This window comes from Leeuwenhoekiella sp. ZYFB001 (assembly GCF_011784865.1).
GTDB lineage: Bacteria > Bacteroidota > Bacteroidia > Flavobacteriales > Flavobacteriaceae > Leeuwenhoekiella > Leeuwenhoekiella palythoae.
The window spans coordinates 1,865,857-1,884,572 of the sequence record NZ_CP050460.1 but is presented as its reverse complement, the minus strand read 5'-3'; the positions used below and the strand labels follow the sequence as shown (position 1 = coordinate 1,884,572).

Genomic DNA, 18,716 nt, shown 5'->3' with positions numbered 1-18,716 from the left:
GTTTTTAAGAAAAGAACTGATAAAAAACAGGAATAACTAATTTCGAATTAGAATTATAACAATGGAATTAAATAAATACAGTAAGACTGTAACTCAAGACCCTACGTTGCCTGCTGCTCAGGCGATGCTGCACGCAATTGGTTTGACCGATGACGATTTAAAAAAGCCTTTAATTGGTATCGCAAGTACCGGTTATGAGGGGAATCCGTGTAATATGCATTTGAATGCTTTGGCAACGCACGTGAAACAAGGAGCTGCTAATGCAGACTTGGTAGGGCTTGTATTCAATACGATCGGGGTAAGTGATGGTATTTCTAACGGAACTCCGGGAATGCGCTTCTCGCTACCCTCACGTGATATTATTGCTGATTCAATGGAAACTGTTGTGCAGGCAATGAGCTATGACGGTCTTGTGACGGTTGTAGGTTGTGATAAAAATATGCCTGGAGCTTTAATTGCGCAATTGCGATTAAATCGCCCTTCAATCTTAGTTTATGGAGGAACCATCGCTTCCGGATGCCATAACGGAAAAAAACTAGATATCATCTCTGCATTTGAGGCTTATGGTCAAAAAGTAGCAGGAACTATTGATGATAATGAGTTTAAAGAAGTGGTGCATAAAGCGTGTCCGGGTGCCGGGGCTTGTGGTGGAATGTACACCGCAAATACCATGGCTTCTGCTATTGAGGCGTTAGGAATGTCGTTACCTTTTAACTCGTCAAATCCAGCAGTTACAGATGCAAATATCAAAGAGCAGGAATGTGTAAAAGCAGGTGAGGCCTTAAAGTACTTATTAGAACACGACATTAAACCTTCAGATATTGTAACGAAGCAATCGCTTGAGAATGCGATTCGTTTAGTAACTGTTTTAGGAGGTTCTACCAATGCGGTGTTACACTTCTTAGCTATCGCTAAAGCAGCGCAGGTAGATTTTACACTTGAAGATTTTCAGCGAATCAGTGATAACACACCATTGTTAGCAGACCTTAAGCCTTCAGGTAAATATTCTATGGAAGATTTACACGGTGTTGGTGGTATTCCGGGTGTATTAAAATATATGCTGGATAATGATATGCTTCACGGGGATTGCTTAACCGTTACCGGAAAGTCTTTAGCTGAAAACCTAAAAGATGTTCCTAATCTTATTGATGGTCAAGATATCATTAGACCATTAGACAAGCCGATTAAAGACAGTGGTCACATCCGTATTTTATTCGGGAACTTGGCTACTGAAGGTGCTGTTGCAAAGATCACCGGTAAAGAAGGACTTTCGTTTACGGGAACTGCAAACGTATTCAATAGCGAACTTGAAGTTAACGACGGAATTAAATCTGGTAAAGTCAAAAAGGGAGACGTGGTGATCATTCGTTATGAAGGACCTAAAGGTGGTCCCGGAATGCCGGAAATGCTTAAGCCTACATCCTCAATTATGGGTGCCGGTTTAGGTAAAGACGTGGCTCTGATTACTGACGGAAGATTCTCTGGGGGATCGCACGGTTTTGTGGTAGGGCACGTTTCTCCTGAAGCACAAGTGGGCGGAAATATCGCACTTGTTGAAAATGGAGATATCATTTCCATCGATGCTGTAAAGAATACTATCAACATCGATATTACCGATGAAGAATTGGCAAAACGAAGAGAAAAATGGACGGCTCCGGAACTTAGATTCCAACGCGGAGCGTTATATAAATATGCGAAAACAGTCTCGTCAGCTTCTAAAGGTTGCGTGACAGACGAAATGTAGAAGGGTATGGATAATACACAAACAATCAAATTGCAAGACACTGCAGTAGAAGCTACGCAGCGTTTAACCGGAAAAGAAGCTATCATAAAATGCTTGCTTGCCGAAGGTGTAGATACACTTTATGGCTATCCCGGAGGGGCGATTATGCCCGTTTATGACGAGTTGTACAAATATCAAGACAAGCTTCATCACGTCTTGACCCGTCACGAGCAAGGTGCTACGCACGCCGCTCAAGGGTACGCACGTGTAAGCGGAAGAGTAGGCGTCGCAATTGCAACATCGGGACCTGGTGCAACTAACCTTATTACCGGGATCGCTGATGCACAAATAGACTCTACGCCGATGGTTTGTATTACCGGGCAGGTGGCTTCGCATTTATTAGGTAGTGATGCGTTTCAAGAGACTGATATTATTGGTATTTCTACACCCGTTACAAAATGGAATTATCAGATCACAAAAGCTTCTGAAATTCCGGAGGTGATGGCTAAAGCGTTTTACATCGCAAAAAGTGGCCGTCCGGGACCTGTGCTTATCGATATTACAAAAGATGCACAGTTTGAAGAGTTTGATTTTGCGTATAAAAAATGTACTGCGGTTCGTAGTTACAAACCGGTGCCAAAACTAAACCCTGAAGCTTTACAAGCTGCAGCTGAAGCGATCAATAATGCTAAAAAGCCAATGATCGTTTGGGGGCAAGGTGTTATTTTAGGTAAAGCAGAAGAAGAGTTTAAGGCAGTAGTTGAAAAATCTGGAGTTCCTGCAGCCTGGACGATACTTGGAGTTTCGGCGATTCCTACAGATCACCCTTTAAATGTGGGTATGGTAGGGATGCACGGAAATTATGCACCTAACTTATTGACTAATGAGTGTGATGTGTTAATCGCTATCGGGATGCGTTTTGATGATCGTGTTACCGGTGATTTAAATACGTATGCAAAGCAGGCAAAAGTGATTCATTTTGAAATTGATCCTGCTGAGGTGAATAAAAACGTTACTGCTGATATTGCTGTTCTTGGAAACAGTAAAGAAACGCTGGCGGCTTTACTTCCTCTTCTAGAAGAGAAAAAACATACCGAATGGCTCAACCGTTTTAAAGAGCTGTATCAAGTAGAATTTGATAAAATCATTAAAGACGATATCACTCCTGAGAAAGAAGGTTTGACGATGGGTGAAGTCCTTGAAGGAATCAATAAAGTTTCAAAAGGAGATGCGGTGATCGTTTCAGATGTGGGGCAACATCAAATGATCGCTTGTCGTTACGCCAAATTCAACCAGTCAAAAAGCAATGTAACTTCCGGTGGTTTAGGAACGATGGGATTTGCACTTCCGGCAGCAATTGGAGCAAAAATGGGAGCGCCAGAGCGTCCTGTAGTTGCAATCATTGGTGATGGTGGTTATCAGATGACTATTCAAGAACTAGGAACCATTTTTCAAACTAAAGTTCCTGTAAAGATCGTGGTGTTGAATAATGATTTCCTCGGAATGGTGCGCCAGTGGCAGCAGTTGTTCTTTGACCGTCGTTATGCTTCAACCGAATTGATCAACCCTGATTTTGTAGCAATTGCCAAAGGCTATTATATAGATGCAAAACGCGTTTCAAAACGTGAAGATCTTGCAGGAGCTATCGAAGAGATGCTAGCTTCAGATGGACCATATTTCCTTGAAGTTACTGTAGAAAAAGAAGATAACGTATTCCCGATGATCCCAACAGGAGCATCAGTTTCAGATATTAGACTTGAGTAGTTATGAGCGAGATAAAAACATATACCGTTTCTATATATACCGAAAATAACATCGGTTTGCTTAACCGTATTTCGGCGATATTTCAGCGTAGAAAAATAAATATCGAGAGTTTAAACACTTCGATTTCAGAGATCGAAGGCGTGTCGCGATTTACCATCGTGATCAACCTTACCGAAGAACGTATGAAAAAGATCATCGGTCAGCTTGAAAAGCAGGTAGAGGTGATCAAAGCCTTCTATCATACCGATGAAGAGACGATTTTTTTAGAGACTTGTCTGTTTAAAATCAAATCTGACTTGTTATTTGAAGAGCGCCAAATTCAAAATATCATAAAAGAAAGTAGCGCGCGTATTGTGACGGTGAACAAAGAGTTTTTTGTTCTGGAGAAAGCCGGTCGTCGTAGTGAGATCGAACTTTTATACCGCGAATTAAGTGCTTTTGGAATTATGCAATTTGTACGTTCCGGAAGAATTTCGGTAACTAAAGACGAAATGAAAATCTCTAAAATGCTGGCAGAATTTGCCGAGTAAACAGCCCAAAAGGTAAAAGCCTTTTAGCGGCGCTAATAAAATTAACTAATCAATATCATTAAAAATAAATCAAAATGTCAAATTACTTTAATACACTATCCCTAAGAGAACAGTTGGCACAACTTGCCAAATGCCGCTTTATGGAATCTGAAGAATTTTCAAATGGGGTAGAAGCTTTACGCGGAAAAAAAGTAGTCATCGTAGGTTGTGGTGCGCAAGGGTTAAACCAAGGGTTAAATATGCGTGACAGCGGCTTAGATATTTCTTATGCGTTGCGCGAAGGTGCGATTAAAGAGAAAAGAGCTTCGTATAAAAATGCTGTAGATAACGGGTTTACCGTAGGAACCTATGACGAACTCATCCCAACTGCAGATTTGGTTTGTAACCTTACTCCAGACAAGCAGCATACTTCAGTGGTGAATACGATTATGCCATTGATGAAAGAAGGTGCTACTTTGGCATATAGCCACGGTTTCAATATTGTAGAAGAAGGAATGCAAGTGCGTAAAGACTTAACCGTTATTATGTGCGCGCCTAAATGTCCTGGTTCTGAAGTACGTGAGGAATACAAGCGTGGTTTTGGTGTACCTACGCTTATTGCGGTACACCCTGAGAATGATCCTGAAGGAAAAGGTCTTGATCAGGCAAAAGCTTATGCTGTAGCAACCGGTGGTCACAGAGCAGGTGTTCTTGAATCTTCTTTTGTTGCTGAAGTAAAAAGTGATTTGATGGGGGAGCAAACCATTCTATGCGGAATGTTGCAGACCGGTTCTATTCTTTGCTTTGACAAAATGGTTGAAAAAGGAATTGATGCAGGTTACGCTTCAAAATTGATTCAGTATGGATGGGAAACCATTACCGAAGCGTTAAAGCACGGTGGAATCACCAATATGATGGATCGTTTGAACAATCCTTCAAAAATCAAAGCTTTTGAACTTGCTGAAGAAATTAAAGATATCACACGTCCATTATTCCACAAACATATGGATGATATCATCTCTGGTCATTTCTCAAAAACAATGATGGAAGACTGGGCTAATGATGATGCGAATCTTCTTAAATGGAGAGCAGCAACAGGAGAAACTGCTTTTGAAAAAACACCTGCAGGAAGTCAGGAAATCAGCGAGCAGGAATTCTTTGATCACGGGGTGTTGATGGTAGCTATGGTAAAAGCCGGTGTAGAACTCGCTTTTGAAACCATGACCGAAGCCGGAATCATTGAAGAATCTGCTTATTACGAGTCTCTTCACGAAACGCCACTTATCGCAAATACTATTGCACGTAAGAAATTATTCGAGATGAACCGCGTAATTTCTGACACTGCAGAATACGGTTGTTATTTATTTGATCACGCGTGTAAACCAATGCTTACTGAGTTTATGAAAGGTATTGATACCAATGTGATTGGTAAAGCGTATGCGACAGACAATAGTGTTGATAACAAAACACTTATTGCTGTAAACGATGCGATTCGTGAACACGAAGTTGAAGCGGTTGGAGCTTGGTTACGTGAGTCAATGACTGCGATGAAAGATATTAAGACCGTAGCTTCTGGAGAGGCTGTGACAGCTTAAAAATTTTCTTAACTCATATAGAATAAGCCTGTCACAATGCATTTTGAGACAGGCTTACTTAATCCTAATACTTTTATTTTGGGCGATTTAAAAACTACATTTTTTCCTGACCTGGAGCAAATAAGGGAAGCAGCCAAAACCTTAGAAGGGGTTGCTGCGTTGACTCCTTTAATGCCGAGTTTAAACTATTCGCGCAAGTTTGACGCCAATGTTATGTTGAAGCGTGAAGATTTGCAACAGGTAAGATCGTATAAAATTCGGGGAGCATTCAATAAGATCAATTCGCTTAGCGATGAAGAGCGCGCCAAAGGAATTGTTTGTGCCAGTGCAGGAAATCACGCGCAAGGCGTGGCTTTTGCTTGTGCCAAGCTGAAGATCAACGGTACTATTTTTATGCCGTCACCTACGCCTAAGCAAAAGATCGAGCAGGTAGAAATGTTTGGTGGTGAATATGCTAAAATAGTGCTTACCGGAGATACTTTTGACGATGCCTATAAAGCTTCTAAAATTGAATGCGATGCGCTAGGTAAAATCTTTGTACATCCTTTTGATGATGAAAAGATTATTGAAGGTCAAGCAACCGTTGGTTTAGAAATTATTGAACAGAGTAAAGAAGAGATAGACTATGTTTTTGTTCCCGTAGGTGGTGGTGGTTTAGCTTCCGGGTTGAGTACGGTTTTTCATTTGCTTTCGCCCAATACTAAAGTAATAGGGGTAGAGCCCGAAGGCGCTCCTTCAATGAGCACTTCGATCTTTAATAAGGAAAATACGACGCTTTCGCTGATCGAAAAGTTTGTTGACGGTGCTGCTGTACAGCGCGTAGGAGATCGCACATTTGCTATCTGTAAAGAATATTTGGAGAAAATGGTAACTGTACCTGAAGGGAAGGTTTGCCAGACTATACTTGATCTTTATAACAAAGAAGCGATTGTAGTTGAACCGGCTGGGGCTTTAACTTTATCGGTGCTAGATCAGTTTGCTGATGAGATCAAAGGTAAAAATGTAGTATGTATCGTGAGCGGAAGCAACAACGATATCACCCGTACTGCCGAAATTAAAGAACGTGCCCTTTTGTATCGAGGATTAAAACACTACTTCATCATAAGATTCCCACAGCGCGCAGGTGCATTGCGCGAGTTCTTAAATGAAATCCTAGGTCCGGAAGACGATATTACCTTTTTTGAATATAAGAAGAAAACCTCTCGTGAAGATGGCCCTGCGGTGGTAGGCATAGAGCTGAAAGACCGTAAGGATCTTGACCCGTTAATAGCCCGAATGAAGAGTAGAAATTTCTTCGGAGAATATCTCAATGATAAACCAGACTTGTTTGAATTCCTGATTTAAAGATTTAATAACCTACCGCTTAGCTCTTTAAGTTGTATATTTTCAATATAGCAGTCTTAAAGTCAATTCATTTTGTCAAAATCTAATCAACCTATGAAACAATTACCCACAGATATTCCAGATCAGTTTAAAGTTGACTCTATTGAGCAGCGCACCTATCTAATTGACGGGAAAATGCACAATTGGAATGGTGAAGTAGCAGATGTTTTCTCAAGCATTCATACAGAAAAAGATGGAGAGCGTCAACCAACTCGTTTGGGCTCTATTCCTTCTTTGGGCGAATCTGAAGCTATTGCAGCAGTTGATGCTGCGCACAAAGCCTACGATCGCGGTCAGGGCTTGTGGCCCACAATGAAAGTTGCCGACCGTATTAAGTGTATGGAAACTTTCGTTACAAAAATGAAAGAAAAGCGCGAACTCATTGTAAAACTGCTGATGTGGGAGATTGGTAAAAATTACCCGGATTCGCAAAAAGAGTTTGATCGCACAGTTGAATATATTCTTGATACCATCGAAGATTATAAGAATATGGATCGGGAGAGTGCTAAATTCTATAAAGAAGGTGGTATTCACGCGCATATTAGACGAGGTCCTTTAGGCGTTGTGCTTTGTTTAGGTCCTTATAACTACCCGCTTAACGAGACATTTTGTTTGTTGATTCCTGCATTGATTATGGGAAATACGGCTGTGTTCAAGCCGGCTAAGCATGGCGTTCTATTAATCACGCCGTTGCTTGAAGCTTTTCAAGAAAGTTTCCCTGCCGGAGTGGTGAACATTCTTTTTGGTAGAGGTAGAGCCGTGGCAACACCAATTATGAAAACCGGAAAGGTGGATGTTCTAGCTTTAATTGGTCATAGTTCTTCGGCCAATTCGCTTCAGGCATTGCACCCAAAACAAAACCGTTTGCGCTTAGTTTTAGGTCTCGAAGCAAAAAATCCCGCAATAATTTTACCGGATGCTGATCTAGATCTTGCAGTTGCAGAATGCATCGCCGGAACACTATCTTTTAATGGTCAGCGCTGTACAGCGTTGAAAGTGATCTATGTACATGAAAATATCGCAGAAACCTTCAATAGAAAATATGCTGAGGCTGTTGATGCTTTAAAATTTGGTTTGCCTTGGGAAGATGATGTGAAACTTACGCCGCTCCCAGAACCTTCAAAACCTGATTATATTCAGCAATTGATTGATGATGCTAAAGCCAAAGGCGCAAAAGTGATCAACGCAAAAGGCGGGGAGCGCTCAGAAAACTTTATTTGGCCGGCAGTATTGTTTCCGGTGACTAAAGAAATGGAGGTTTACAAAGAAGAACAATTTGGCCCTGTAGTTCCGGTGTTGACGTTTAAACACATCGACGAACCTTTAGATGATATGGCTGAATCGAATTACGGACAGCAAGTAAGTCTTTTCGGTAAAGATGTAAAAGCACTTGCTCCCTTGATAGACACCTTGGTTAATTTAGTATGTCGTGTGAATTTAAACAGTTCGTGTCAGCGCGGTCCAGATGTTTATCCGTTTACAGGTAGAAAGGATTCAGCGGTGAGTACATTAAGCGTACACGATGCCTTGCGTTCGTTCTCCATACGTACCTTTGTGGCTTCTAAAGACAATGCATACAACAATGCGATCCTTAATGAGCTGTTGGATACCAAAAAATCAAACTTTGTAAGTACAGATTACTTGCTGTAACCTTCAAAAATGATTTGGTTTATTATGAATCAATCAGTGAAAAGTGCTTTTTGTATTGAAAACTGAAGAATATTTAAAAAAGTAGATTTATTTGATATTTCTAGTAAAATCTGGAGGTTCATTTAAATCTACTTTGTATTTTAGCATCAACAATGAAGGGAATAAAAAGACATATAACAGAGCTAAAGCAAGCGGTAAATGCGTTGCTTAATTCTTTATACCCAGTTAACAGAACCAACACTACATTGGTTTATATTCCTGTACGCCGCCGTGAGCGCCGCCGCCCCTAGTGGGTGCATATTTTTAGGGAACTTAGGTGAGTCCGGTTCCAACTTTCGATTCAAATTACAATTTCACTTTTTTCTAACTTCCAATTCAATTGAATATGGAAATTATTATTGCTAACAAATCCCATGCGGGATATGCACAATATATTTGCGATACCATCGCAGAATCTGCAAAAGTACGCGGCACCGGAATCGCCAAGCGTACACCTGAATACGTCATTACCAAGATGGAAAACGGCAATGCAGTGATCGCCCTTGACGGTGAGAAATTTGCCGGCTTTTGCTACATCGAGGCTTGGGGCCACGGTAAGTTTGTTGCTAATTCAGGACTTATAGTACATCCGGATTATAGAGGTAGCGGACTCGCGCGCCAGATCAAAGAAGCGATCTTTAATCACTCCAGAGCTAAATATCCTGATGCTAAAGTATTTGGAATCACTACCGGTCTTGCCGTGATGAAGATCAATTCAGACTTGGGATATCGCCCTGTGACCTTCTCAGAATTGACAGATGATCCTACCTTTTGGAAAGGTTGCCAAACCTGCAGAAACTATGACATTCTTCAACGTACTGAGCAAAAAATGTGTTTGTGCACAGGAATGCTTTATGATCCTGAAAAAGAAGAAAAGAAAAAGCAGGAAATTGAAGAGAAAATCAATCAAAGAGTTCGTGAGAAAGAGGAGGTGAATCCTAAAGCATTTACGCGCTTAAAAAGCATCAAAGAACACTTGTTTTTGAAAAAAGATAAAAAAAAAGAAGAATAAAAACCTTAAGCTCACTTACCGAGCGTTTTCAGAATAAATAGAATAAAATGAAAAAATTAGTTCTCGCCTACAGCGGCGGATTAGATACCAGTTATTGTGCAAAATACCTTTCAGAAGAAAAAGGATTTGATGTTCACGCGGTAAGCATTAATACCGGTGGTTTTACGCAAGAAGAGATTGACGAAATCGAATCTAAAGCCTTAAAGATCGGTGCAAAAACTTACAAAAATGTACAAGCGGTAGACCGCTTTTATGACAAAGTAGTTAAGTATTTGATCTATGGAAATGTTTTGAAAAACAATACCTATCCGCTTTCGGTAAGTGCAGAACGTATCATTCAGGCGGTTGAGATCATCAATTATGCGAAATCTATTGGGGCAGAATACGTAGCTCACGGAAGCACGGGAGCAGGAAACGATCAGGTGCGTTTTGATATGATCTTTCAAACTTTGGCACCTGAGATTGAGATCATCACACCTATTAGAGATTTAAAACTTTCACGTCAGGAAGAGATCGATTATTTAAAAAGTCACGGGGTGGAGATGTCTTGGGAAAAAGCACAATACTCTATAAACCGTGGACTATGGGGAACTTCTGTTGGCGGAAGTGAGACCTTGACTTCACACCAAGGTTTGCCGGAATCTGCTTTTCCTTCTCAGGTAGAAAAATCTGAAGCAGAAAAAGTAACCTTGACCTTTGAAAAGGGCGAACTTACCGCTGTAAATGGCAAATTAGGATCTCCTGTAGAAAATATTGAAGCTTTACAAAAACTTGCGGCTCCGTTTGGTATCGGTCGTGATATTCACGTGGGTGACACGATTATTGGGATTAAAGGTCGTGTAGGTTTTGAAGCTGCTGCACCTGTGATTATTTTAAAAGCGCATCATTTGCTAGAGAAGCACACGCTTACAAAATGGCAAATGCAGCACAAAGATTATTTATCTAATTTCTATGGAATGCACCTGCACGAGGGACAATATCTTGATCCCGCAATGCGCAACTTGGAAGCATTTTTAACCGATAGTCAAAAGAATGTTTCAGGTGAAGTGTATGTGACGCTTCAACCGTATCGATTCACATTAGAAGGAATAAAGTCTGATCACGACTTGATGAATGCTTCGTTTGGTGCGTATGGTGAGATGAACAAAGGCTGGACGGCAGATGATGCTAAAGGCTTTATCAAAATCACCGGGAATCAAAATAAAATTTATAACCACGTAAACGGAGACTCATGATCAAAGCTGGAATAATTGGTGGAGCCGGTTATACGGCAGGAGAGTTAATCAGAATTTTACTGAATCATAAGTATGTTGATCTAAGTTTTGTTTTCAGTACTTCAAATGCCGGAAATCTTTTAAGCGATGTGCATCAAGACCTACTAGGAAGTACTGATATTCGGTTTGCTGATACGGTTGATTTTAATGTTGATGTGGTTTTCTTGTGTTTAGGACACGGAAATTCAACAGCTTTTTTAGATAAAAATGTGTTTTCTGAAAAAACCATCATTATTGATTTAAGTAATGATTTCAGGCTAAAACCAGACGCTGAGTTTCAAGGAAGGGAATTCATTTACGGTCTTCCAGAACTGAATAAAGACGAGATCAAACAAGCGGGTTCTATTGCAAATCCGGGATGTTTTGCAACTGCCATCCAGTTGGCGTTACTTCCGTTAGCAGATTCAAAAAATATTACTTCAGACATTCATATCAATGCGGTTACCGGTGCTACCGGCGCGGGAACCTCACTTTCGGCAACGACGCATTATACTTGGAGAGATAATAACTTCTCATATTACAAGCCGTTTACCCACCAACATATGGGTGAGATCAATCAGTCGGTTAAAAGTTTGCAAAGCGGTTTTGACAAGGAGATTTTCTTCCTTCCAAATCGTGGGAATTTCTCTCGTGGAATTTTCGCAACCGCGTACACCAAATTTGAAGGAGACCTGGAAGCTATTAAAAAAATCTACACCGATTTTTATGCCGAAGCACCATTCACTTTTGTTTCCGATTCGGATATTCATATGAAGCAAGTGGTGAACACCAATAAATGTCTGATTCACTTGCACAAGCATGAAAATCAATTATTGATCACCAGTTGTATTGATAATCTTTTAAAAGGAGCTTCAGGACAGGCGGTAGAGAATATGAACTTGATTTTCGGCCTACCACAAACCGAAGGCTTGAATTTAAAAGGAAGTTATTTCTAAGCCTTTAGAGAGGCGTATAAAAAGATTTCCGTCTTCACGGAAATGATAAAAAGATATTAAAAATGAAAATAGCAATCATAGGTACAGGTAATTTGGGGCTTTCAATAGCTAAAGGTTTAATTACCAATAATGCGATCACTTCGTTATATATGACCCGTCGTAATCCTGCGGGAATTGAGTCGTACGCCGAATATAAAAATGTTTTTGTTACTTCAGATAATGTTGAGGCTGTTCAAAAATCTGATATTTTGATTTTTGCAGTGCAACCCGCACAATTGGCAAATATTTTACACGATATCAAAAATGAATTGACAGATAAACACGTGTTGATCTCAACCATCACAGGTTATCAAATTTCGCAAATTGAAGATATTGTGGGGACTGACCAATTCATCATTCGGGCGATGCCGAATACGGCGATTGCGGTTGGTGCGTCGATGACGTGTTTGGCGAGTAACGAGAAAGGAATGAAGCGTATTAAGATCGCCGAAGCTATTTTCAACAGATTAGGAAACAGCTTGATCATTCCTGAAAAACAAATGCAAGCAGCAACAGTAGTTTGCGCCAGCGGAATTGCATTCTGGATGCGCTTAATTCGTGCCACAACACAGGCAGCAATTCAATTAGGATTTGATGCTAAAGAAGCACAAGAATTGGCGATGCATACCTGTAACGGTGCGTCAAAATTATTGATCGATTCCGGGAATCATCCGGAAGAAGAGATCGATCGTGTAACCACACCAAAAGGCTGTACCATAGAAGGATTGAACGAGATGGAGCATAAAGGCTTGAGTTCGTCATTGATTCAAGGTATGGTTGCATCTTTCAATAAAATTAATGTTATAAAAACAGATCGAAATAATGAGTTTATTTGATGTTTATCCACTTTATGATGTGACACCCATTAAAGCTCAGGACGTCTGGGTTTATGATGCAGCGCCTACCAAATATTTGGATTTATATGGAGGTCATGCAGTGATCTCTATAGGTCACGCACATCCTAAATATGTAGAAAATCTTACCAAGCAATTGGGCGATATCGGCTTTTATAGCAATGCGGTTAAAAACCCATTACAGGAAGCTTTAGGCGAAAAATTACCACTTCAGGCAAACTGTCTCGGTTATCAATTGTTTATGTGTAGCAGTGGGGCTGAGGCTAATGAGAATGCACTGAAAATGGCATCTTTCGTTACCGGAAGAAAAAAAGTAGTCGCTTTTCATAACAGTTTCCACGGAAGAACTTCAGCAGCTGTCGCCGCGACCGATAATCCTAAGATTGTCGCACCTATTAACGCACAGCAAGAAGTTGAATTTTTACCCCTAGGAGATCTGGACGCTTTAGCCGCAGTTTTAGCAAAGGGCGATGTTTGTGCGGTAATCGTGGAGTTTATTCAAGGTGTTGGTGGTTTAGACATCAGTACTGCTGAATTTTACGAAGGCGTTGATAAACTATGCAAGGAAACTGGCACCTGCCTTATTGCAGACGAAGTTCAGGCAGGTTTTGGCCGTACCGGCAAATTCTTTGCTTTTCAAGAATATAACGTGGAGCCTGAGTTGATCTCGATGGCTAAAGGAATGGGGAACGGATTTCCGGTTGGAGCAATTCTTATTCACCCTTCGATCAAAGCAGAATACGGAATGCTAGGAACCACCTTTGGGGGAAATCACTTGGCGTGTACCGCAGCCTTGACTGTTCTTGAAGTTTTAGAAGAAGAAGATTTGATGGCGCACGCGTTACGTGTTTCAGATCATTTTAAAGCAAAAACTACTGAAATTCCGCAGATCAAAGCGGTAAAAGGTCGCGGTTTGATGCTGGGAATCGAATTTGATTTTGATACGGCAGCCTTACGCAAAAAGCTGATTTACGATCAGCATATTTTTACAGGAAGTGCAAAAAATAAAAACTTGATACGCATTCTTCCACCGTTAACGGTTCAGAACGAGCATATTGATCAGTTTTTTGAAGCACTTAAAATAGAATTAAACAACTTATAATAAACATAACTCTAGCAGAGATTTCGGCTGCTAACTAACATTTTGACAGGAATCAACTAATGAAAAAATACACCGGTTTAGACGACATTACAGATCTACAGGAATTAATCGCAGAAGCACGCGCGTTAAAAGCAAATCCCTATGCATATGAACATTTAGGAAAGCGCAAGCGCCTGGTGATGCTGTTTTTCAACTCGAGTTTGCGCACGCGTCTAAGTACAGAAAAAGCAGCAAGTAACTTAGGAATGGATGTTACGGTGATGAACTTTAACAGCGACGCCTGGAAATTAGAATTTGAAGACGGCACTGTGATGAATGCAGATACTTCTGAGCACGTGAAAGAAGCGGCAAAAGTGATCTCGCAATACGGTGATGTGATTGCGGTACGTGCTTTCCCAACCTTGACTGATAAAGCCAAGGACGAGTCAGAATACGTGATCTCCAATTTCGTAAAATACGCCACAGTACCGGTGGTAAATATGGAAAGTGCAACGGCACACCCGTTACAAGCTTTGGCAGATGCTATTACCATCACGGAGCTTTCTCAAAAGAAAAAGCCGAAAGTGGTATTGAGCTGGGCGCCACACCCTAAAGCATTACCGCATGCGGTGGCCAATTCCTTTATTGGGATGATGCAGAAAATGGATGTTGACCTTACCGTTACGCATCCTAAAGGTTACGAACTGAGCGATGCTACGATGAAGGATACGCCTGTGGTTTATGATCAAGATGAGGCCTTAAAAGATGCAGATTTTGTTTATGTTAAAAACTGGAGTAATTATGAGGATTACGGTAAAGTTTTAGCAACTGTAGATTCGCACAGCAGTTGGACGATCACCGATGAAAAACTGGGTGATGCCAAATTTATGCATTGTTTGCCGGTACGTCGTAATGTGATCGTTGCAGACGAAGTTTTAGATGGCGAACAATCTGTGGTGATCGAGCAGGCAAATAATCGTACGTTTTCAGCCCAGGTGGTTTTGAAAAAGATATTAGAAAACCTGAATTAAACGCCGAAAATGAAAAAGCTAAACATCGTCAAAGTAGGTGGAAACATTATCGAGAAAGAAGAAGATCTTCAGTCTTTTTTAGATGCTTTTGCAGCGCTTCCGGAGCCGAAGATTTTAGTGCACGGTGGCGGAAAGCTGGCAAGTCAGCTAGCTGAGCGATTGGCAATCCCGGTAAATATGGTGAATGGTCGTCGAATTACCGATGCCGAAACGGTTGAAGTAATCACGATGGTTTACGGAGGAAAAGTGAACAAAAGCATCGTCGCCGGTTTGCAAGCCAGAAATTGTAATGCCATTGGATTTTCGGGCGCAGATGGGAATACGATCTTGTCTGTAAAAAGACCGGTTAAGGAAATCGATTTTGGTTTTGTAGGTGACGTGATAGCTGTAGATTCAGAGATGATCGATAAGCTTTTGAGTATTGGGATTACGCCGGCATTTTGTGCGATAACACACGACGGAAACGGGCAATTATTCAATACCAATGCAGATACGATCGCATGCGAATTGGCACGTGGACTTTCAACAAACTATGAGGTTACATTGAATTATTGCTTTGAAAAGAACGGTGTTTTACTCGATATTAACGACGATACTTCAGTAGTTAAAGACATTGATTTGGCCAAATATGCTGAATTGTTAGAAGAAAAAATTATAGCAGACGGAATGCTTCCGAAGATGGAAAACTGTTTTTACGCTTTAAAAGGCGGTGTGCAGCAAGTACGTTTAGGAAAACCCGAAATGCTACACCATAAAGATGCTAATTTTACAACCTTAAGACTGTAATGAATAGAGAGCAACTTACACAGGAAGCCATTGAGCTACTTAAAAAATTGATCGCGACCCAATCTTTTTCTTCCGAAGAAGAAGGTACCGCTGCGATAATTGAAGCTTGGTTTAATGCGCACGATATTCCTTTTAAAAGACAGGCCAATAATATCTGGGCAACCAATAAAGATTTTCAAGAAGGCAAAACTACATTGCTGCTTAACAGTCATCACGACACGGTGCAGCCTAATAATGGGTATACACGCGATCCATACAGTCCCGATATAGAAGATGGTAAATTGTATGGTTTAGGGAGTAATGATGCTGGTGGATGTTTGGTTTCGCTAATCGCAACCTTTACCTATTTCTACGCGCAGAAAAATCCAAAATACAATTTGGTTATTGTTGCCAGTGGGGAGGAAGAAAGCAGCGGTCCCAATGGTTTGAACAGTATGCTGAAGGTGATTCCGCCGGTTGATGTTGCAATCGTGGGTGAACCTACCTTGATGAATCTTGCAGTTGCTGAAAAAGGTCTTGTGGTGTTTGACGCCAAAGTGAAAGGAACACCTTCTCATGCAGCGCATCCTAACGATAACAACGCGATTTACAATTGTATTGAAGTTTTAGAATGGTTTAAGAATTTCAAATTTGATAAATCTTCAGATGCGTTGGGCGATGTAAAAATGACCGTTACGCAGATCAAAGGAGGGAAGCAACATAACGCGGTTCCAGCAGATGTGGAATTGGTTGTTGACGTACGCGTGAATGATGCGTATTCCAATAAAGAAATAGCCGATCTACTTCAGGAAAAAGCACCGTGCGACGAGATTATTCCGCGTAGTTTGCGATTGAACTCTTCTTCAATTCCTGTAGATCACGATTTGGTTAAAGCCGGTATTGCGCTAGGAAGAAGTACTTACGGTTCGCCTACACTTAGTGATCAGGCGGTGTTGAGTTGTCCTTCGCTTAAATTGGGTCCCGGTGATAGCACACGTTCACATAGTGCTAACGAATTTATCTATGTAAATGAAATAGAAGAAGGAATCGAAATTTATATAGATTTGCTGAAAAGTATACTTTAAGATTTCCGCCTTCGCGGAATAATTAGATTCCCTATACCTAGGGAATAAAAAACAAGAGATATGAAACTTTGGGACAAAGGTGCCGATATAGATACCAAGATAATCGATTTTACGGTGGGTAACGACCGTGAGATCGATGTGCATATTGCTAAATATGATGTGCAAGCGACACGCGCGCACGTAAAAATGCTGAATAAAATAGGCATTCTCACCGATGAGGAATTGAAAAGTTTGCTTCCGCAGCTTGATATTTTAGAAGCGCATACGCAAAATCCGGATTTCTTTATAGAGCCCGAATATGAAGACATTCATTCTAAACTAGAAGCAGAATTAACGCTTATTCTAGGTGATACCGGTAAAAAAGTACATACTGCGCGCTCGCGTAACGATCAGGTTTTGGTAGCGCTTCAGTTGTATTATAAAGAACAGTTACAGCAAATAAAAGCACGTACGGTTTCATTATTTGAAACCTTAATGCATCTTGGTGAAAAGCATAAAGATAAGTTGTTGCCTGGTTATACACATTTACAGGTTGCAATGCCTAGCAGTTTTGGTCTTTGGTTTACAGCGTATGCCGAATTATTGATCGACGATGTAATATTGATCAATGCGACTCAGGATATTGTTGACCAAAATCCACTGGGTTCTGCGGCAGGTTATGGAAGTTCGTTTCCTATAGATCGTCAGATGACGACCAAAGAATTGGGTTTTGCCACGATGAAATATAACGTGGTTGCAGCACAAATGGCACGCGGTAAAAGTGAACGTACATTGGCTTCTACTTTGGGAAGTTTAGCCAACACACTATCCCGTTTTGCGATGGATGTGTGCTTGTATATGAGTCAGAATTTTGGCTTTGTGAGTTTTCCGGAGCATCTGACTACGGGAAGCAGTATTATGCCGCATAAAAAGAATCCTGATGTTTTTGAGTTGATTAGAGGGAAGTGTAATCAGATTCAATCCTTAAGTACCGAAATGGTCTTGATCACTAACAATTTGCCCAGCGGGTATCATAGAGATTATCAGTTGCTGAAAGAAAATACGATAAGCGCGGTTGAGACCATCAAGGACATTTTAGAGATCTTTGATTATGTGATTGGTCAGGTGATCGTTAAAGAAATTGACCTGAACGATGAGAAGTATAAATACCTGTTTACTGTTGATAGCATTAACGATTTGGTAGTAGAAGGTAAATCGTTTAGAGAGGCTTATCAACAAATAGGAGGCCAGGTACAAGATGGGACGTACAAGCCGGAAGCCGGAAAAAATCATACTCACATAGGGAGCATTCATAATCCGGGATTTGCCGAAATTAAGGCTAAAATGCGCAAAGTTTCCACCGCTTTAGATATTAAATAGCATTGCGTAAGCTTTTAAGCTAAAAAGTGGCATAAAGTTATTTTTATGCCACTTTTTTTATGAGATCACTTTGTGTTTAGATGAAAAGCTAAGAAAATGATTTTTCTTAAAACTTTTCGTTTACAATTTTTGGTGGTTTGCTAAGTCTTCTGTTAATTTTGTCTCGTCTTAATTCAAAGGACTTATGAAGTTTCTTTTTTCAATTATTGTATTCTTTGCTGGCTTTGTGCAGCTTTCAGGTAGTTCTTACCTGCCGGCTGATTCAGCAATGCAATCCAATGCTTCTGAAGAAACCTTCGTCAATGATTTGAATCAACCACATTTTGATGTGGTTCACAGTCAAAACTTAGAATTAAGAATCGCAGAATTTGAAATTGAAGAAAGCGATCGTTCAATTTCTAAAACAAGCCAAAGCCTTGCAACCGCAGCCCTCGCTACACAGACATCTGTTCCCAGATGTTTTTACTTTAAATACAAACATTTAAAAACTAAGGCGCGTTCTTCTTTAAGCGCTTCAGTAAAGCCATACCTTTTATTCCAGGTATTTAGACTTTGATTTAAACTTTTAAGCCCACATTGTTTGGGCTAAACCTGTTTCAGTTTTTTGGTGCCTCACAC

At 40.6% G+C, this 18,716-nt stretch carries 16 protein-coding genes; all 16 read left to right on the top strand.

Annotated elements, in window-relative coordinates:
- Positions 1-61 precede the first annotated feature (61 nt).
- The 16 genes from ilvD (at position 62) to HCN54_RS08185 (ending at position 18,654) form a co-directional block, all read left to right on the top strand.
- Positions 62-1,744, top strand: a complete 1,683-nt coding sequence (ilvD, locus tag HCN54_RS08260) for a dihydroxy-acid dehydratase (RefSeq protein WP_167597327.1) — start codon at positions 62-64, stop codon at positions 1,742-1,744.
- A gap of 6 nt (positions 1,745-1,750) precedes the next feature.
- The gene (gene ilvB / locus HCN54_RS08255) at positions 1,751-3,487 is read left to right on the top strand and encodes a biosynthetic-type acetolactate synthase large subunit (protein ID WP_167597326.1); all 1,737 of its coding nucleotides are present in this window, start codon (positions 1,751-1,753) and stop codon (positions 3,485-3,487) included.
- Positions 3,488-3,489: 2 nt separating this feature from the next.
- Positions 3,490-4,017 carry an acetolactate synthase small subunit gene (gene ilvN / locus HCN54_RS08250; protein ID WP_072979426.1) on the top strand — a complete coding sequence of 176 codons (528 nt, stop codon included), beginning with the start codon at positions 3,490-3,492 and terminating at the stop codon, positions 4,015-4,017.
- A 74-nt stretch (positions 4,018-4,091) separates the two neighbouring features.
- Positions 4,092-5,591 carry a ketol-acid reductoisomerase gene (ilvC, locus tag HCN54_RS08245; RefSeq protein WP_167597325.1) on the top strand — a complete coding sequence of 500 codons (1,500 nt, stop codon included), beginning with the start codon at positions 4,092-4,094 and terminating at the stop codon, positions 5,589-5,591.
- A 36-nt stretch (positions 5,592-5,627) separates the two neighbouring features.
- A complete protein-coding gene (gene ilvA / locus HCN54_RS08240) occupies positions 5,628-6,935 on the top strand; it encodes a threonine ammonia-lyase IlvA (RefSeq protein WP_167597324.1) in 1,308 nt (435 codons plus the stop codon).
- Positions 6,936-7,028: 93 nt separating this feature from the next.
- On the top strand, positions 7,029-8,624 hold the full coding sequence (locus HCN54_RS08235) for an NADP-dependent glyceraldehyde-3-phosphate dehydrogenase (protein ID WP_167597323.1): 1,596 nt from the start codon (positions 7,029-7,031) through the stop codon (positions 8,622-8,624).
- A gap of 385 nt (positions 8,625-9,009) precedes the next feature.
- Entirely contained in the window at positions 9,010-9,675 is a 666-nt protein-coding gene (locus HCN54_RS08230) for a GNAT family N-acetyltransferase (RefSeq protein ID WP_167597322.1), read from the top strand.
- A gap of 47 nt (positions 9,676-9,722) precedes the next feature.
- Entirely contained in the window at positions 9,723-10,910 is a 1,188-nt protein-coding gene (gene argG / locus HCN54_RS08225; RefSeq protein WP_167597321.1) for an argininosuccinate synthase, read from the top strand.
- On the top strand, positions 10,907-11,884 hold the full coding sequence (argC, locus tag HCN54_RS08220) for an N-acetyl-gamma-glutamyl-phosphate reductase (protein ID WP_167597320.1): 978 nt from the start codon (positions 10,907-10,909) through the stop codon (positions 11,882-11,884). The genes argG and argC overlap by 4 nt, the downstream gene beginning before the upstream one ends.
- Before the next feature lie 62 nt (positions 11,885-11,946).
- A complete protein-coding gene (gene proC / locus HCN54_RS08215) occupies positions 11,947-12,759 on the top strand; it encodes a pyrroline-5-carboxylate reductase (RefSeq protein WP_167597319.1) in 813 nt (270 codons plus the stop codon).
- Entirely contained in the window at positions 12,746-13,879 is a 1,134-nt protein-coding gene (locus HCN54_RS08210) for an aspartate aminotransferase family protein (RefSeq protein WP_167597318.1), read from the top strand. The genes proC and HCN54_RS08210 overlap by 14 nt, the downstream gene beginning before the upstream one ends.
- 59 nt (positions 13,880-13,938) lie before the next feature.
- Positions 13,939-14,889 carry an N-acetylornithine carbamoyltransferase gene (locus HCN54_RS08205; protein ID WP_167597317.1) on the top strand — a complete coding sequence of 317 codons (951 nt, stop codon included), beginning with the start codon at positions 13,939-13,941 and terminating at the stop codon, positions 14,887-14,889.
- A 9-nt stretch (positions 14,890-14,898) separates the two neighbouring features.
- Positions 14,899-15,675 (top strand): acetylglutamate kinase, encoded by a 777-nt coding sequence (gene argB / locus HCN54_RS08200; protein WP_167597316.1) that lies wholly within the window; start codon positions 14,899-14,901, stop codon positions 15,673-15,675.
- Positions 15,675-16,739 (top strand): M20 family metallo-hydrolase, encoded by a 1,065-nt coding sequence (locus HCN54_RS08195; RefSeq protein WP_167597315.1) that lies wholly within the window; start codon positions 15,675-15,677, stop codon positions 16,737-16,739. The genes argB and HCN54_RS08195 overlap by 1 nt, the downstream gene beginning before the upstream one ends.
- A gap of 60 nt (positions 16,740-16,799) precedes the next feature.
- Positions 16,800-18,098: an argininosuccinate lyase gene (gene argH / locus HCN54_RS08190; RefSeq protein WP_167597314.1), complete on the top strand. Its 1,299-nt coding sequence runs from the start codon at positions 16,800-16,802 to the stop codon at positions 18,096-18,098.
- 184 nt (positions 18,099-18,282) lie between these two features.
- On the top strand, positions 18,283-18,654 hold the full coding sequence (locus tag HCN54_RS08185) for a hypothetical protein (protein WP_167597313.1): 372 nt from the start codon (positions 18,283-18,285) through the stop codon (positions 18,652-18,654).
- The last annotated feature ends 62 nt before the right edge of the window (positions 18,655-18,716 follow it).

Coding starts and splice junctions, on each gene's coding strand:
- ilvD (WP_167597327.1), top strand. CDS start 62: ATGGAATTAAATAAATACAGTAAGACTGTAACTCAAGACCCTACGTTG.
- ilvB (WP_167597326.1), top strand. CDS start 1,751: ATGGATAATACACAAACAATCAAATTGCAAGACACTGCAGTAGAAGCT.
- ilvN (WP_072979426.1), top strand. CDS start 3,490: ATGAGCGAGATAAAAACATATACCGTTTCTATATATACCGAAAATAAC.
- ilvC (WP_167597325.1), top strand. CDS start 4,092: ATGTCAAATTACTTTAATACACTATCCCTAAGAGAACAGTTGGCACAA.
- ilvA (WP_167597324.1), top strand. CDS start 5,628: ATGCATTTTGAGACAGGCTTACTTAATCCTAATACTTTTATTTTGGGC.
- HCN54_RS08235 (WP_167597323.1), top strand. CDS start 7,029: ATGAAACAATTACCCACAGATATTCCAGATCAGTTTAAAGTTGACTCT.
- HCN54_RS08230 (WP_167597322.1), top strand. CDS start 9,010: ATGGAAATTATTATTGCTAACAAATCCCATGCGGGATATGCACAATAT.
- argG (WP_167597321.1), top strand. CDS start 9,723: ATGAAAAAATTAGTTCTCGCCTACAGCGGCGGATTAGATACCAGTTAT.
- argC (WP_167597320.1), top strand. CDS start 10,907: ATGATCAAAGCTGGAATAATTGGTGGAGCCGGTTATACGGCAGGAGAG.
- proC (WP_167597319.1), top strand. CDS start 11,947: ATGAAAATAGCAATCATAGGTACAGGTAATTTGGGGCTTTCAATAGCT.
- HCN54_RS08210 (WP_167597318.1), top strand. CDS start 12,746: ATGAGTTTATTTGATGTTTATCCACTTTATGATGTGACACCCATTAAA.
- HCN54_RS08205 (WP_167597317.1), top strand. CDS start 13,939: ATGAAAAAATACACCGGTTTAGACGACATTACAGATCTACAGGAATTA.
- argB (WP_167597316.1), top strand. CDS start 14,899: ATGAAAAAGCTAAACATCGTCAAAGTAGGTGGAAACATTATCGAGAAA.
- HCN54_RS08195 (WP_167597315.1), top strand. CDS start 15,675: ATGAATAGAGAGCAACTTACACAGGAAGCCATTGAGCTACTTAAAAAA.
- argH (WP_167597314.1), top strand. CDS start 16,800: ATGAAACTTTGGGACAAAGGTGCCGATATAGATACCAAGATAATCGAT.
- HCN54_RS08185 (WP_167597313.1), top strand. CDS start 18,283: ATGAAGTTTCTTTTTTCAATTATTGTATTCTTTGCTGGCTTTGTGCAG.